The sequence below is a fragment of the Halomonas piscis genome (assembly GCF_031886125.1).
GTDB classification, from domain to species: Bacteria; Pseudomonadota; Gammaproteobacteria; order Pseudomonadales; family Halomonadaceae; genus Vreelandella; species Vreelandella piscis.
Genome location: NZ_CP119391.1, coordinates 2,939,106 through 2,954,105, shown reverse-complemented (window position 1 = coordinate 2,954,105; position 15,000 = coordinate 2,939,106). Strand labels below are relative to the sequence as shown.

Here is a 15,000-nt window from a genome sequence, read left to right as displayed (position 1 = left end):
CCCACACCAACAAACTGCAAGCCTGCCATGCCCCGACAAATGCTCACGGATGAACACTGGTCGAAGCTGAAACCTATCCTGCTTCAACAAGGTATTTATGACAAGGCCGACTTGCGTACCACGATAGAAGGCATCCTTTATCGGATGCGCACCGGCTGCCCGTGGCGGGACCTACCGGAGACGTTTGGCCCCTGGAACACGGTCTACAAGCGTTTTAACGCCTGGTCAGCGAGTGGAAAGCTGATGAGGCTTTTCAGCTCTCTGGTGGAGGAGCCTGATGTTGAGTGGCTGTTCATTGATGGCTCCTACGTCAAGGCCCACCAGGACAGCACCGGAGCTGCCACGGAAGACGCAGAAGCCATTGGCAAAAGTCGTGCAGGCAATACCAGCAAGATCCACTTGACCGTAGATGCCTATGGGCTACCGATCACCTTCAGAATAACCGGGGGTGAGGTGCACGACAGCACGGAAGCCCGGGCATTGATTGACGATTTGCCAGCGGGTGATGCATTGGTGGCTGACAAGGGCTATGACAGCGAGCGTATCCGTGAACAGATCGAAGCCAAGGGCATGGCTGCCGTCATTCCACGCAAACGCAACTCAAAGAAAGGAAATGCCAATCTGGACAGAGGCTTATATCGCTATCGGCATCTGGTTGAGAATGCCTTTGCTCGATTGAAGCCGTATCGCGCCATCGCAACGCGTTACGACAAGCTCAAGCGAAACTACGAAAGCATGGTGGCCTTGGCCTGCGGCTTTTTATGGCTGCCCATGTGAAACGTCAACACGCCCTAGGTGCCACTCCTGTATTCGTATAGCTGATGACGGCTCTGTTCAGCTGATATTAGCGGCGTATGCGCTGAGCTATCAGCTGCACGATTTCGTCAAACAAGTGGTTATCCAGCGCCTGGGACATGTCGGTCGCCAGGCTGTGGCGATAGAAGGGGCTTAAATCCAGACCGACCCCCAGGCCCAGGATGTCGATCTCGCCCTGGCGCTCATGCCGAGCGAGGACGGATTTCAGATGGTTATCCAGGTAATAGGCGTCGTTGGTCAGGTTGGTGGCGGTGTCCGAAGGGCTGCCGTCGGAGATCACGATGAGGATCTTGCGCTGCTCTTCGCGCGCCAAAAGACGCGAGCAGGCCCAGTCCACGGCTTCGCCGTCCACGCCCTCGCGGAACAGGTTGCCTTTCAGCATGGCTGCGATGTCGCGACGAGACCGGCGCCAGCCGCGGCCGGCTTTTTTGAAGATCAGATGGCAGACCTCATTGAGCCTCCCCGGAGCAGGCGGGCGCCCCTGGCGCATCCATTCCTGGTAAGGTTTGCCGCCGTTCCAGGCGTTGGTGGTAAAGCCCAGCAGCTCGCTGCGCCCGCCCGCGATGTCCAGCGCGCGGATCAAACAGTCGGCCAGCATGGCGACGGATTCGCTTTGGTGGCGCATGGAGCCGGAGCAGTCCACCAGCAGCGTGACCACGCAGTCGGCAACCGGGCGCTGACGATCCTGGTAGAACAGGCGCCGCTCCGTCGGCGAGCTCACCAGCTGGGCCAGACGCCGGCCGTCGATGCGTCCTTCTTCCTCGCCGTATTGCCAGCCGTCGTACTGGGGCGTGGCCAGAATGGCCGATAGCTGACGCGCCAGGCGCGGTACGTTGATGCCCTGTTCGGCAATGCCGGTATCCAGCCGCCGGCGAAATTCTTCAAGCTGTGCCTTGCGCACCAGGTCCGAGGCGACAATTTCGCGGTCATGGGCGGTGGTATACACCGTATAGCCCTGCCGACTTTCGCCAAGTGCCTTGCTGGTGCCGCTGCGGGCGCTGGCAAAGCGCTCTTCATCCCCTTCCTGATCAAAGTCCAGCAGCAGGGCCAGGCTTTTCCGGTCATCGGCCTCGTCGTCATCCTGACGCTCGCGGTCACTGTCGTCTTCGCCTTCCTGCCAGGATTCCAGCGTGTCGTCGACCAGCCTGGCCACGGCCTGGGCATGGGGGATGAAGGCCGCCTGGTCGTGGCGGTGATGGCGCAGGCCGGCCAGCGCCATGCCCATGGACGACGCCAGGGAAAACCGCGTGCTTTCGATGAGGTCTTCGGTTTCCTCGAGCACCTGACGCGCGTTCAGCCGCGACCAGCTCATCTGGGCAATCGTGTAGACCAGTAGGCCGCTGCTGGTTTCGGTTTGTCCCGAGCGATGAAAGTCCAGAGACCAGCGGATAAAGCGCTGTTCCAGATTGGCGGCCATGCCCGGCAGCTGCGCCGGCACCTGGGTTTCTACCCGCAGCTGCTCCAGCAGTTCGAACACCAGCCGCGCCACGGGCCTTTCCGGGCAGCTCGCCCGATGCAGGTCGGCATCGCTGTAAAGCAGCCGCAGGGCCATGCCGTCCGCCGCGGCGCGGCAGTCGGCAAACGGCGCTGTTGCCGTGTCGATTCGATGGTGAGGGGCGTACATGGGAAGTCGGCGCTCGCCCTGATACAGCTGCTTGCCCCGGAAATGAAGATCCGACCGGCCGCTGAGCGCACGGATGGCGGCGGCGCAAAGGGCTTCCACCTGCTGCTGGCGGCGGGCTTGCTGCTGAACACTGCTGCTCATGTCGCGTTACTCCATGAACCGAGCTTCGTCCAGCTCCTGGCCAAAGCAGCGCTGGTAGTATTCAGCAACCGTCTGGCGTTCGGTGGCGTCGCACTTGTTCAAGAAGGACAGCCGGAAGGCCAGTGCCGGATCGCGGAAAATCTCGCAGTTTTCCGCCCAGGTAATGACGGTGCGTGGCGACATCAGCGTTGAAATATCGCCGGCGGCAAAGCCTTTGCGCGTCAGGTTGGCGACGCCCACCATGGCGGCAATGAGCTCGTGGCCCTGGGTTGTATCCTTCTCGGGTACGCGCGACAAAACAATGGCGGCCTCTTCCTCCGCGTCCAGGTAGTCCAGCTTGGCGACGATATTCCAGCGGTCGATCTGGGCGTGGTTCAGCACCTGGGCGCCCTGATAAAGGCCGGACATATTGCCCAGTCCGACGGTGTTGGCGGTCGAGAACAGGCGGAAGTACGGATGTGGGTGGATAACCCGGTTCTGGTCCAGCAGCGAAAAATGCCCGTCGCGCTCGAGGATGCGCTGGATGACGAACATGACATCGGGGCGGCCGGCATCGTACTCGTCAAAAATAAGCGCCACGGGACGCTGCAGCGACCAGGGGACAATGCCTTCCTGAAACTCGGTCACCTGTACGCCGTCCCTGACCACAATGGCATCCTTGCCCACCAGGTCCAGGCGGCTGATGTGGCCGTCCAGGTTCACCCGCATGCACGGCCAGTTAAGACGTGCGGCAATCTGCTCGATATGCGTCGACTTGCCGGTGCCGTGCAGCCCCTGAACCATGACGCGGCGGTTGCGCGTAAAGCCGGCGATAATGGCCAGAGTAACGTCCGGGTTGAAGCGGTAGGCCTCGTCAACCTCGGGCACATAGTCGTTTTTCTGGCTGAAGGCGGGCACCTGCAGGTCGCTGTCGATGCCGAAGAGATCGCGCACCGAGCGCAAGGTATCAGGCTTCATGTCGGCTAAATCTGTCATGTCTGTCTCCTTGGGGACACCGGGTGCAGGGGCAGCGGTCAGTGGCCCTTCAAGCCGTCTGTGTGTTCTTTGTGCAGCCTAGCCTATCTGGCTATATATAAAAAGTGGAATGGAAAGTTTCGTTTTAAGATACGGGTGGGGCTTCTGAGTGGCGCGGTGCGTAGCCAGCAAGGCGCTTCTGGCCCAAATAAAGACCTGTAACTGGCGCTAATGCGCATAAAAATCGGGGAGTAGACTGGCTGTCATTAAGCGCCTTCCCCGAGCGTGGCAACAGCGCTTGTGACAACAACGACAATGTTTTCTGCCAACAGGAGTTTACGATGAGCCAGCCAAGCATTGCTTTCCTCCAGGCTTTCAATGAAGCCCTGAACAACCACGATATCGATGCGATCATGGAAATGATGACCGATGACTGCGTGTTCCACGCCGTGGCCGGCCCGGAGCTGCAAGGCAAAAGCTTTGTCGGGCAGCAGGAGGTGCGCGCGGGTCTGGAAAACGCCTGGAAAACGGCGCCGGACGCCTGCTGGGTCGATGCCGAGCTTCACGTCAGCGGCGACAAGGGGTTCTCCGAAACCACCTATAAAGGGACCACGACGGACGGCGCGCGGACCGAAGCCCGCATGATCGACGTCTTTACTTTCCGCGATGGCAAAATTGCCGTCAAGAACGCGTTCCGCAAGAACCGTCCTCCGGTTAACGCCTGAGTTTTCACGCTGGAACTGTCCGTTCCAGGACAAGGCCACCCGATCGCGAGGAGCCCGCTATGCAAACCGCACAACAAAACGCGACCGCTGACAGTAACGTAGGGCAGCAAAGCACCGCGCCGTCGCTGCCTTACGACCCCATGTACGACCCGCTGAAAAACCCCACGCCCGGCACCGGGCGTGACTACGCCCCCACCTATTGGATCGACACGGCCGGCGAGCCGCCGGCGGATGACGGGCCGATACAGGGCGATACCGACGCCGAGGTGGTGATTGTGGGGTCGGGGTTTACCGGGCTGACCGCGGCCATCTTCCTGGCGCAAAACCATGGCATCAAGGCCACGGTGCTGGAAGCCAACCGTACCAGCTGGGGATGCTCTACCCGCAACGGCGGGCAGGCCCAGTGCGCCATGGGGCGCCTGTCGCGTTCGCAGTGGATCGAGCGTTACGGCCTGGATGCCGCCCATCGGCTGCACGAGGAGTGCCTGGCGGGTATGGCCACGTTCAAGGAGCTGATCGAGGACATCGACTGCGAACCGCAGCCCGGCGGCCATCTCTATATTGCCCACCGCAAGCGGCAGATGCCGGACCTGGAAAAGGAGGCCCGGCTGCTGCGCGATACGTTCCATTACGACGCGCAGATTCTGGACGCCGACACCGTCAAAAATGAATGGCTGGGTGACCAGGAGACGGTAGGGGCAATGCACGAACCCGAAGGCATCGGCGTTCACGCCGGCAAGCTGGCCTTTGGCTATCATCGCAAGGCGCGCGCGCTGGGCGTCAAGATTCATCCTTCAAGCCCGGTGCAGAGCTGGGAAACCCGCGACGGCGTACACTATCTGAAAACCCCCGGTGGAACCGTCAAGGCCGGCGCCGTGGGCATGGCCACCGGGGGTTACACGTCGCAAAGCCTGCATCCCCAGCTGAAAAATCGCCTGATGCCGATCCTGTCCAACTCGATTGTGACCCGGGTGCTGACCGACGAGGAAATACAGGCCAGCCATCTGCATACGCGCCAGGTGATTACCGATGCCCGGATACTGCGCCACTATTACCGTCTGCTGCCGGACAACCGGCTGCAGATTGGCAGCCGCAGCGCCATTACCGGGAAAGAAGCGCCCAACAAAAAATATGAGGACATGCTCATTGGCGACATGCATCGCAAATTCCCTCATTTGCAGGGCGCCCGGATCGACTACTCCTGGTGGGGATGGGTTGACGTCAGCCATGATCTGATGCCGCGTATTTTTCAGCCGGACCCGACCAGAACGGTTTATTACGCGCTGGGCTACGGCGGCAACGGCGTGATGTACTCGGCCCAGGCAGGGCGGCGCCTGGCGCAGCTTATCGCCGGCGACGGCGGCGGGCTGGACATGCCGATCTTCACTTCAAAGCTGCCGTACCCCAACGTCAAGGAGATGGTGGAGTCCCAGGCGTTTGCTCCGTTTCGCCGTATCGGGCAGCGCTTTTTGTACCACTGGTACAACTTCAAGGACGAGCGTAAATAAGCCGGCTCAGCGGCGAGCAGTCATGGCCTCCGGCAGCAAGTCAGCCAGGCGCTTGAGACCTGGCTCTATCCTGTCTTCGTGGATGGCGGAAAAGCCCAGCCGCAAATGGGCGCTGCAGGAGCGGTCGAAGTAATGGATATCGCCGCATTCGATCAGAATGCTTTGCTTTCTGGCCAGTGCCTGCCATTTGCGGAAGTCCAGCTCTTGGGGCGCCCGCAGCCAAAAGCTGGTGCCGCCCATGGTTGACGAAGTGTGGAAGTCCGGCAAGTGTGTGGCCAGCGCCTCGCTCATGCGCTGCCAGCGGCGCTGAAACGTGCGGTGGATCTGGCGCAGCAGCGCGTCGTGATAGCCGCGCTCCAGAAATAGCGCCAGGGTCCGCTGATTGTTGGTGGGCGGATGGCGCAGCATCAGACGCCGAATGGCGCGTGCTTCACGAATCAGCGTCGGGTGGGCCACCATATAACCTAGGCGCAGTCCTGGCGACAGCGTTTTTGACAGGCTGCCCAGATAAATCACCCGCTGGTGGCGGTCCAGGCTTTTGAGGGCCGGTGTCGGGTTGTTTTGATAGTTGGTCTCGCTGTCGTAGTCGTCCTCGACAACCAGGAAGTTATTCACTTCTGCGAGATCCAGCAGGTGTCGGCGACGCTGCAGCGGCATGGTGACGGCTGTGGGGCACTGGTGGCTGGGCGTTACGTACACGAGGTCGCACTGGCCGAGCGAGTCATCCGGGCGCATCCCCTGCGCATCGACCGGCAGCAGCTGGATGTCGTCGGTCAAAAGGCGGGCGATGTTGTACATGTCGACATACCCCGGGTTTTCCATGCCCAGGCGGCGACCGGGCTTGAGCAATAGCTGAGCCACGGTCCAGAGCGCCTGCTGAGTCCCCATCGTGATGAGTATCTCTTCCGGCCTGGCCCATACCCCGCGCCGGGGAAGAAGCCGGGTGCGCACTTGCTCGATGAGAGCGGGATCGTCCTCGGTGAAATGGTCGACTGACCAGCGGTTGATTGCCGGCACGCTCACCGAGTCGCGGCTGCATTCGCGCCAGTGCTGGGTAGGAAACAGCGCCGGATCTATCTGGCCGTAGACAAAGGGATACTCGTAGCGATGCCAGTCAACCGGCTTGCGGATCGCTTTTTGCTGCGAAGGGCGCGCCGTGAGCAGGCGTTCCCAGGGCATGGGGTCGGCGTCGATATCGTTGAGGCGCACCGGGCGTTCGGCGCGGCCTTCCAGCACGTCCGTATTGACGAAGTAGCCGCTGCGGCTTCTGGCGATGAGGTAGCCGTCATCCAGCAGCTGTTCGTAGGCCAGCACGACGGTATTGCGCGCCACGTTAAGCTGCTCGGCCAGCTTGCGGCTGGAGGGTAGCGCCTTATCGACCGGGATCTGGCCGTCGAGAATGGCGTTGGCCACCTGCTCGCGCAGCTGATTTTGCAGGCTTTCTGGGCGTGCCGGGTCTAGATGGAAAAGCAGCATGGCGTCAGACCCCTTGGCTTGCCAGGTGAAGTAAGGACAGCGGGCCATTATGGCACTCGGTAGTAGTCGGCAGGATGCGACTAAAGACTAGATGGTGGCATAGCTTCTCCTTGCTGGCACCAAACCAGGTGGCCAGCTGGCACTATGGAACGGCGCCAGAAGTGCGTAAAAGAAGACGGGTCAGCATATTCATGTTTCTGATGCCGCCGTCGGGCCGGACATTGCTGCCCGACGACAGCCATCAAAATAATAACAAGGTCTGGAGGACATTATGCCTAACCCAACAAAATTGACACTGTCTGTAGCTATTTCTACCGCTTGCCTGGCGCTCAGCACCGGTGCCGCCGCGGAAACCTGGAAAATGGCGATCGGTGACGCTGCCGGTGGCACCCAGTATGAGCTGGGCAAGACGTTTGCCGAACAGATAGAGAAGCGCTCTGACGGCGAGATTACGGTCGATCTGTTTCCCAACAGCCAGCTTGGCAGCGAGCAGGACACGCTGAATAACGCCAGCATGGGGATGCTGGATCTATCGATCATTGCCATTAACAATATTACGCCCTTCTCGCCCACGGTAGGCGTTCTGACGCTGCCTTACGTCATCCAGGGAGCGGAAGACGCCAAGACCTTGACCCAGGGGGAGGTCGGAGAGGAACTGACCGAGAATACCATTCGCGATGCCGGCGTTCGTATCCTGGGCTGGGCCTATTCCGGCTGCCGCCGCCTGAGTAACTCCGAAAGGCCCGTCTCCTCGCCGGAAGACCTGGATGGGCTGGTCATCCGGGTGCCCAAAAACGAAATCATGATGGCCTCCTATCAGGCATGGGGCGTCAATCCCAACCCGATGGCATGGTCGGAAACCTTTACCGCGCTGCAGCAAGGGGTCGTCGACGGTCAGGACAACCCTTATATCACCATTGATGCCATGAAGTTCTATGAGGTTCAGGACTACATCACCGATAGCTGCTACGTGTTTTCCCTTGAGCCGCTGGTCATGGGCGAAGGGGCTTACCAGGCCCTGAGTGAAGAGAACAAGGAGCTCGTTAAGAAAGCCGGTGAAGCGGCGACTCAGCACAGCTACGACTACCTGCAAGAAACGGAAGAAAAAATCAAAACCCGGCTGGTGGAAGAAGAAGGTATCGAAATTACCGAGCCTGATAACAACGAAGAGGAATGGATTTCCCAGGCAACCAGCATATGGCCGGATTTCTACGACAGTATCGGCGGCAAGGAAAAGCTTGACCACGTGCTGGAAGTCCTGGGTCGCGAGCCGGCTCCCGAAAAATAAGCCTTCTTTCAGGATTAACCACTCAAATATCCGGGCTTTTCGAATGAAAAGCCCGGGTGCCACTTTCTCGAGTGTCTTGTCAGGTGGTAGCTGATATGAAAAAGAAGCTGCTTTATTTTATAGATAATATAGAAGGGTATCTTTGCCAGCTTCTGTTGGTAGGGTTTGTTGCGCTTTTGTTTGTGCAAATCGTGATGAGGAATATCTTCAGCTACTCTATACCCTGGGGCGACGAGCTGGCAACTTACGCCTTTGTCTGGTTTGCCTATCTGGGCGCCGCCTATGGTACGAAGCTGTCGGCTCATAACCGTATCACTTTTCAGTTCAAACTGTTTCCCCGGTGGGTGGCAACGTTTTGTGAGCTGCTCACAGATATTGTCTGGATTGGCTTTAATGCCGTCTTTATATATTTGAGCTATGACTTTGTGTTCAACAGAATGAACGCTTTCTGGACTTCCCAAACCATGGGCGTCCCGATGAAGTACTTTTATTTCATATTGCCCATTGCCTTTGTGGCAATGACGATAAGAGTTGTTCAGAAGAACTACCTCAAGTTCTTTAAGGAAAAATCTGCTCCAAACGCTGAGGAGAAAGAGCTCGACAGCATAGACAAAAAAGAGCGGGATGAGCCGCAGCTGAAAGAAAACGGGGGAGAATAAAAATGGTCACGACGCTTGTCTATGTTCTGTTTGGCGTGTTTTTCCTGCTGCTGGTGCTGGGCGCTCCCATTGCGATCTCGCTGGGCGTGGCCGCATTGGCCACCTATCTTACCCTGGGGGAAAATCCGCTGGCCTTTGTCCAAATGGCCTTTACCTCAGTGGGGGCTTTCCCTCTCATGGCGCTGCCGGCCTTTATCCTTGCCGGCGCGCTGATGGAAGTATCGGGTATTTCCAAGCGGCTGGTCGACATAGCAGAAGCCTTTGCCGGGCCCGTATCGGGCGGCCTGGCGGCGGCGACGGTGTTTGCCTGCATGTTTTTTGGCGCCATCTCCGGCTCCGGCCCGGCAACGACCGCGGCCGTGGGCATGCTCATGATTCCGGCGATGTCGAACCGCGGCTATGACCGCGGCTACGCCTCGGCGGTGACGGCCTCAACGGGGGGGCTGGGCGTGGTGATCCCGCCCTCTATTCCGATGGTGATTTTCGGCATCTCGGGCATGGGGCTGCAGCCGCCCTCCGAGGCGATTGCCGAGCACGGCCCCTTCCAGACACTGTCCATTCCCAAGCTGTTTATTGCCGGCATTATTCCCGGCATGGTCATTGCCGGATTCATTCTTGTGGTCAACTATTTCATTTCACGCAAGCGTGGCTACCGCGGGCTGAGCGAACACTGGTCCATGGCGGATATTCGCACCACCCTGCGCAAGGGTATCTGGTCCATGCTGGCACCTATCATCATTTTGGGCGGTATCTATAGCGGCCTTTTTACACCGACCGAATCCGCCGTGGTGGCAATCGTCTATACCCTGGTGGTAGGGATTTTCCTGCACAAGGAACTGGAGCTTAAGCCGGCGCTGAAAACGCTGGAGACCACGACCTGGATTACCGGGCGGGTGCTGCTTATTCTGTTTACCGCGACGGTCTTTGGCCGCCTGCTCGTTGAGAACCAGGTGCCGGCCTATATTGCCGAAGTCATGCTGGCGGTTACGGATAACCTCTATCTGATCTGGGCCATGATTATCGGCTTTCTGCTGTTTGTGGGCATGTTCATGGAAACCCTGGCCGCCATCATGATCCTTACCCCGGTGCTGTTGCCGATCATGTATATGCTGGGGATGGACCCGGTTCACGTCGGCATTGTGGTGGTGTGCTCGTTGGCCATCGGCTTTCAGACGCCGCCGCTGGGGGAAAACCTCTTTGTCGCTTCGGGGATCGGGGGATGCTCGGTGGAGGAGATCTCCCTCAAGGCACTGCCCTTTGCGGCGGCTTCGATCACGGCCATTTTTGTAATTGCCTACTTCCCTCAGCTGTCCTTGTGGCTACCTCGTTTGCTGGGTTATTAAAGCCATAGCTAAAAACGTCTCTACGGCGTGCTTGAGATGGGGCGAGGTAGGGAAGGAGATAGTGGAGGAGATAGTGGAGGAGGAAGCATGGCGAAAGAACATGAGTCTGTCTTGTGCAGCGTCGGCTTGCGCGGAAACGATGGTCACGTATTGGAAAAAGCCCTCGCTCTGGCTAACGCAACCGGCGCAGATATGCATGTCTTGCACGTTATCAAGCCGCTATCGGGTGACGTGCTCAACACGCTGAAAATCAACATCCGTGATCGCGAGGCTCTGGAAGCGATGATGCAGCAGCGCATCAGGGAGCGGCGCGAAAAGCTGACAGAAAACGTTGACGCTGCCTGTCAGCAGTACCCGCCGCTGAAAAAGGCCATGGAAGAAGGCCGCATTGTCAATACCGTGCTTGAAGGGCATCCCGCTTCGGTGATTGCCCATTTCGCCAGCCAGGAAAACATCAGCATGATCGTCATGGCGGCCAACAAGCAACATCAAATGGCGTCCTACGCCGGCAAGGTCACCAAGGGCGTGATCAAACGCGCGCGGGTGCCGGTGGTGGTGATGCCCAACGCAAGCTGATAGTTCCAGGAGTGATAAAAAGATGGCGAGTCTCGAGCCAACGCGACTGTCGTTGCCCAACCTGTTTGCCAGGGGCCAGCAAGTCATGCCCGGGGTCATTATTTGCGTCACTATTGCCCTGGCCACGACGTTTATTGCCGATAACTACGGCGGTCCCACGCTGCTATATGCCTTGCTATTCGGTATGACGCTGCATTTTCTCTCGGAAGAAGGTCGCTGCCTGGCCGGTATCGAGTTTTCGGCACGCACGATACTGCGCCTGGGGGTGGCCTTGCTCGGGGTGCGTATCACGCTCGAGCAGGTGGCCGAATTGGGCATCGGTCCCCTGGTGACGGTGATTGGCGGCGTCACGCTGACGATTGCAATCGGCGCTCTGCTGGCCCGCGTGTTGGGGCTTGAGCGTGACATGGGGCTGCTGACCGGCGGCTCGGTCGCGATATGCGGCGCTTCAGCGGCGCTGGCGCTATCCGCCGTTATGCCACGCCATGAAACGCACGAGCGCAATACCATCATGACCGTCGCCGGGGTGACGACCCTGTCTACCATGGCGATGATCGTTTATCCGCTGCTCGTCTCTGCGCTGAACCTGAGCGACAGCGATGCCGGGATTCTCCTGGGGGGTACCATCCATGACGTCGCGCAGGTGGTGGGGGCCGGCTACATGATTTCCGAAGGTACCGGCGATATTTCTACCTTCGTCAAGCTGATGCGCGTGGCGATGCTGGTTCCCGCTGTCATGGTGTTCATGTTTATTTTCCGCAACAGCCGTCAGGAAGAGGGAGGCAGGAAAATGCCGCTTCTGCCCAGCTTTCTGGTGGCGTTTGTCGTCATCGTGCTGATCAACAGCCTAGGCTGGATTCCCACGATGGCGACCGAGGCGATTACCGACCTGTCGCGCTGGTGTCTGGTCACGGCCATTGCGGCGCTGGGTATCAAGACATCTTTCCAGAAGCTTGCCGTGGTGGGCTGGAAGCCGGTCATCCTGATGATGGCGGAAACGCTTTTCTTGCTGCTGCTGGTGTTGGCCTGCATTTATTTTGGCCTGGCAGGGATGTAGGGAGGGCGGCGTTGACGCCGTCCCTTAGTGCAAACTTCTGATAAAGCGGCGGTAGTGGGCAAGCGCCGCCTCGGCTGATGCGGGCTTCAGGGTGACGGTGTCCCCCGGCATGCACTGCGCCAGGCGGGCGCAGGCCAGAGGGGCGAGCGCTCCCAGCCGCGGGTAGCCGCCAATGGTCTGGCGATCGTTGAGCAGGGCGATGGGCTGGCCGTCCGACGGGACCTGGACGGCGCCCAGCCCGAGCCCTTCCGAAATCATCCGGTCAAGACGGCAGCGAAGCGCCGGGCCACAAAGGCGCACGCCCATGCGGTCAGCCCGGTCGTCAATGTGCCAGGGCCGGTTGAATGCTGCGTACAGGCTGGCGCCGTCGAACTCGGCAATCTGCGCGCCCGGAATCAGCGCCAGCTCGGGCGTCGCCCGATAGTCCGGTATTGCCTCCTCCGGCGCGTGCTGGCTATTGGCGCGCTGGGAGGCGGCCTCGCTTACCATCAGGACGTCGCCTTCCGTCAGCGGGCTGCCGTGGCCGTCGTGGCCAGCCTGTCTTAGCGTGGCACTGGTGCCGTGTTTGTGCCTCGCTCACCCGCGGCTCGTCGCAAATCCCTCGCGTTTCCCGACTCTCGAGCGACAAGGCAAGGATTATAGGGTAGGTGGACGCTCGTTAAGCAGCTGCCAGAGCTGATTAACGCTAGAGGCGTCGTCCTGGGGGTGGGTGTAGCATGCCACTACCAGCTTGGGTCCGCCGAGCACTTCCAGCAGAGAGACGAGCTTGCCCGCCGCCAGGTCTTCTTCAATCAGGCCGTGGGGCAACCAGCCGACGCCGAGTCCGGCCAGTGAAAGCTCACGAATGCCGATGGTGAAGGCCGTTTCGCAAACCAGCTCAATTTCATAGCGGCGCTGCAGGTTCAGCAGGTAGGGCGCTGCCAGAATCTTGCCCAGAAAGCTGTTGTCATCGTAGCCGATAAGCGGCAGGCGGGCTTCACTGTCCAGATCGTATATCGGCCGGCCCAGGCGGTCGGCTGCGCATACCGGAATCAGCTGTTCGGTGCCCAGGGTGACGCGTTCGACATCGTCCTGAGACAAAAACAGCGGTGAATCCACCACCTCGTTACACAGCAGCAGATCCGCTTCGCCGCGCTGGAAATCGTGGATGCAGTCAATGCGGTCGGCCGTCCTGACCTGTAATCGCGCCTCAGGCGCCCGGTTGCGAAAGTAGCGCAGCAGCTGCGGCAGGTAGCTGACGGTCAGGGTGTGCTGGGTGGTCAGAATGGCGCGCGGGCCGCGCTCCACGTCGGCGCGTATGCGGCTGCGCATGGCATAGAGCCCGGCGAGCCAGTTGCGCATCGGCACCTCATACGTTCGGGCGTGGGGGGTAAGCGTTAGCTGAGACGAAGTGCGATCGATCAGCTCAGCGCCGAGCCACTCTTCCAGCTGCCGTATACGGCGCGAGAAGGCCGGCTGGGTAACATGGCGCCTCTCGGCGGCCTGGGAGAAGGTCCCGGCCTCGATCAAGGCAAAGAAGTCTTCCAGCCACTCCGTTTTCATGTAAATGTCCTAAAAGAATCGACGATATTGGTATTTTTTACCATACATGCAAAAAATTAACCGCTAGTGAGTAACTTGGCATTGGCAAGCAGCAAGACCTGAGAGCTAGCGTTGAGGGCAGACCGATCGGTTGTGAAACGTAGTATTCCGTTATTTAGCCGATGGTTGCGATGAGAGCACGCTATGCACAAAACCACCCGCCTGGAGGCCCGTATGCATCTTTCCCGTTTCCCCCGTGTTCGGCTTGGCCATCTACCGACACCGCTAGAGCCCATGGACAATCTGAGCCGCCTGCTGGGCGGGCCGCGCCTGTGGATCAAGCGCGACGACTGCACCGGGCTTTCCACCGGCGGTAACAAGACGCGCAAGCTCGAGTTTCTGATGGCCGATGCCCAGGAGCAAAACGCCGACACCATCATCACCCAGGGGGCTACCCAGTCAAACCATGCCCGCCAGACCGTTGCCGCGGCCTGCAAGCTGGGAATGGATTGCCACATTCTACTCGAAGACCGTACCGGTAGTGAGGCTCCCGACTACAACTACAACGGTAACGTCCTCCTCGACCAGCTGCACGGCGCTACCGTCAGCAAGCGTCCCGGAGGTGCCGACATGGCAGCCGAGATGGAAAAGCTGGCCGAGCAGCTGAAAAGCGAAGGCAAGAAGCCCTACATTATTCCCGGCGGCGGTTCCAATGAAATCGGCGCGCTAGGCTATGTGAACGCAGCGCTGGAGCTGCTGACGCAGGCGAACGACATGGGGCTGCAGATCGATCACCTGGTACACGCAACCGGCAGCGCCGGCACGCAGGCCGGGCTGGTGACAGGCCTTGAGGCCTGCAACGCGGGCATCCCGATACTGGGTGTCGGCGTGCGCGCTCCGAAGGACAAGCAGGAAGCCAACGTCTTTGCCCTGGCGCAGAAGACGGAAGCCAAGCTGGGGCTGTCCGACGTGGTCAAGCGCGACAAGGTCGTTGCCAACTGCGACTACGTCGGCGACGGCTATGGTATCCCCACCGACAGCATGGTGGAAGCGGTGACCTTGCTGGCGCGCCACGAAGGCATCCTGCTCGATCCGGTGTATTCCGGCAAGGGGATGGCCGGGCTGATCGACCTGATTCGTCAGGGGCACTTCAAGGAAGGTGAAGACGTTGTCTTCCTCCACACCGGCGGAAGCGTTGCCCTGTTTGGCTATACCAACGCCTTTGGGCTTCCTGACTACCAGGCATAACGCGCAGGCCTGAGCCGGGCCGCTGAGCGGCTAAGTGTCTTTGGGCAACTTCAACGATCCTTTG

14 protein-coding genes are annotated in these 15,000 nt (G+C 59.7%); 9 read left to right on the top strand and 5 right to left on the bottom strand.

Going from position 1 to position 15,000, the window contains the following annotated elements; genetic code table 11:
* Nucleotides 1-27: 27 nt before the first annotated feature.
* Nucleotides 28-777, top strand: coding sequence for an IS5 family transposase (locus P1P91_RS13925; protein ID WP_311881892.1), 750 nt, complete (start codon nt 28-30; stop codon nt 775-777).
* Between the two features lie 67 nt (nt 778-844).
* Here P1P91_RS13925 and P1P91_RS13920 read toward each other — a convergent pair whose 3' ends face one another.
* Together P1P91_RS13920 and P1P91_RS13915 are read right to left on the bottom strand one after the other, a co-directional pair.
* Nucleotides 845-2,581, bottom strand: coding sequence for a cobaltochelatase CobT-related protein (locus P1P91_RS13920; protein WP_311883371.1), 1,737 nt, complete (start codon nt 2,579-2,581; stop codon nt 845-847).
* Nucleotides 2,582-2,587: 6 nt separating this feature from the next.
* Complete coding sequence (locus P1P91_RS13915; protein WP_311883370.1) at nt 2,588-3,556, bottom strand: MoxR family ATPase; 969 nt, start codon at nt 3,554-3,556, stop codon at nt 2,588-2,590.
* 320 nt (nt 3,557-3,876) lie between these two features.
* On the opposite strand from P1P91_RS13915, the gene P1P91_RS13910 reads away from it, so the two are divergent.
* Both P1P91_RS13910 and P1P91_RS13905 read left to right on the top strand, forming a co-directional pair.
* Nucleotides 3,877-4,260: a nuclear transport factor 2 family protein gene (locus tag P1P91_RS13910; protein ID WP_311883369.1), complete on the top strand. Its 384-nt coding sequence runs from the start codon at nt 3,877-3,879 to the stop codon at nt 4,258-4,260.
* Between the two features lie 59 nt (nt 4,261-4,319).
* On the top strand, nt 4,320-5,768 hold the full coding sequence (locus P1P91_RS13905) for an NAD(P)/FAD-dependent oxidoreductase (protein WP_311883368.1): 1,449 nt from the start codon (nt 4,320-4,322) through the stop codon (nt 5,766-5,768).
* 6 nt (nt 5,769-5,774) lie between these two features.
* On the opposite strand, the gene pdxR is transcribed toward P1P91_RS13905, so the two are convergent.
* Nucleotides 5,775-7,244 (bottom strand): MocR-like pyridoxine biosynthesis transcription factor PdxR, encoded by a 1,470-nt coding sequence (gene pdxR / locus P1P91_RS13900; RefSeq protein WP_311883366.1) that lies wholly within the window; start codon nt 7,242-7,244, stop codon nt 5,775-5,777.
* A 289-nt stretch (nt 7,245-7,533) separates the two neighbouring features.
* On the opposite strand from pdxR, the gene P1P91_RS13895 reads away from it, so the two are divergent.
* The 5 genes from P1P91_RS13895 to P1P91_RS13875 all read left to right on the top strand — a co-directional run bounded on the left by P1P91_RS13895 (nt 7,534) and on the right by P1P91_RS13875 (nt 12,167).
* On the top strand, nt 7,534-8,532 hold the full coding sequence (locus P1P91_RS13895; protein ID WP_311883364.1) for a TRAP transporter substrate-binding protein: 999 nt from the start codon (nt 7,534-7,536) through the stop codon (nt 8,530-8,532).
* Between the two features lie 95 nt (nt 8,533-8,627).
* Nucleotides 8,628-9,191, top strand: coding sequence for a TRAP transporter small permease (locus P1P91_RS13890; RefSeq protein WP_311883362.1), 564 nt, complete (start codon nt 8,628-8,630; stop codon nt 9,189-9,191).
* Nucleotides 9,192-9,193: 2 nt separating this feature from the next.
* Entirely contained in the window at nt 9,194-10,534 is a 1,341-nt protein-coding gene (locus P1P91_RS13885; protein ID WP_311883360.1) for a TRAP transporter large permease, read from the top strand.
* Nucleotides 10,535-10,621: 87 nt separating this feature from the next.
* The gene (locus P1P91_RS13880; RefSeq protein ID WP_311883359.1) at nt 10,622-11,110 is read left to right on the top strand and encodes a universal stress protein; all 489 of its coding nucleotides are present in this window, start codon (nt 10,622-10,624) and stop codon (nt 11,108-11,110) included.
* A 22-nt stretch (nt 11,111-11,132) separates the two neighbouring features.
* Nucleotides 11,133-12,167 carry a YeiH family protein gene (locus tag P1P91_RS13875; protein WP_311883358.1) on the top strand — a complete coding sequence of 345 codons (1,035 nt, stop codon included), beginning with the start codon at nt 11,133-11,135 and terminating at the stop codon, nt 12,165-12,167.
* Between the two features lie 24 nt (nt 12,168-12,191).
* On the opposite strand, the gene P1P91_RS13870 is transcribed toward P1P91_RS13875, so the two are convergent.
* Both P1P91_RS13870 and P1P91_RS13865 read right to left on the bottom strand, forming a co-directional pair.
* Nucleotides 12,192-12,677: a 5-oxoprolinase subunit C family protein gene (locus tag P1P91_RS13870; protein ID WP_311885810.1), complete on the bottom strand. Its 486-nt coding sequence runs from the start codon at nt 12,675-12,677 to the stop codon at nt 12,192-12,194.
* Nucleotides 12,678-12,803: 126 nt separating this feature from the next.
* Nucleotides 12,804-13,709 (bottom strand): LysR family transcriptional regulator, encoded by a 906-nt coding sequence (locus P1P91_RS13865; RefSeq protein ID WP_311883357.1) that lies wholly within the window; start codon nt 13,707-13,709, stop codon nt 12,804-12,806.
* Nucleotides 13,710-13,982: 273 nt separating this feature from the next.
* Between P1P91_RS13865 and cuyA the strand changes: the two genes are divergently transcribed.
* On the top strand, nt 13,983-14,936 hold the full coding sequence (gene cuyA, locus P1P91_RS13860) for a D-cysteate sulfo-lyase (protein ID WP_311883356.1): 954 nt from the start codon (nt 13,983-13,985) through the stop codon (nt 14,934-14,936).
* The last annotated feature ends 64 nt before the right edge of the window (nt 14,937-15,000 follow it).

Bases quoted from the DNA above. Each gene is read 5' to 3' on its own strand.
- P1P91_RS13925 (WP_311881892.1), top strand. From the start codon at position 28: ATGCCCCGACAAATGCTCACGGATGAACACTGGTCGAAGCTGAAACCT.
- P1P91_RS13920 (WP_311883371.1), bottom strand. From the start codon at position 2,581: ATGAGCAGCAGTGTTCAGCAGCAAGCCCGCCGCCAGCAGCAGGTGGAA.
- P1P91_RS13915 (WP_311883370.1), bottom strand. From the start codon at position 3,556: ATGACAGATTTAGCCGACATGAAGCCTGATACCTTGCGCTCGGTGCGC.
- P1P91_RS13910 (WP_311883369.1), top strand. From the start codon at position 3,877: ATGAGCCAGCCAAGCATTGCTTTCCTCCAGGCTTTCAATGAAGCCCTG.
- P1P91_RS13905 (WP_311883368.1), top strand. From the start codon at position 4,320: ATGCAAACCGCACAACAAAACGCGACCGCTGACAGTAACGTAGGGCAG.
- pdxR (WP_311883366.1), bottom strand. From the start codon at position 7,244: ATGCTGCTTTTCCATCTAGACCCGGCACGCCCAGAAAGCCTGCAAAAT.
- P1P91_RS13890 (WP_311883362.1), top strand. From the start codon at position 8,628: ATGAAAAAGAAGCTGCTTTATTTTATAGATAATATAGAAGGGTATCTT.
- P1P91_RS13885 (WP_311883360.1), top strand. From the start codon at position 9,194: ATGGTCACGACGCTTGTCTATGTTCTGTTTGGCGTGTTTTTCCTGCTG.
- P1P91_RS13880 (WP_311883359.1), top strand. From the start codon at position 10,622: ATGGCGAAAGAACATGAGTCTGTCTTGTGCAGCGTCGGCTTGCGCGGA.
- P1P91_RS13875 (WP_311883358.1), top strand. From the start codon at position 11,133: ATGGCGAGTCTCGAGCCAACGCGACTGTCGTTGCCCAACCTGTTTGCC.
- P1P91_RS13865 (WP_311883357.1), bottom strand. From the start codon at position 13,709: ATGAAAACGGAGTGGCTGGAAGACTTCTTTGCCTTGATCGAGGCCGGG.
- cuyA (WP_311883356.1), top strand. From the start codon at position 13,983: ATGGACAATCTGAGCCGCCTGCTGGGCGGGCCGCGCCTGTGGATCAAG.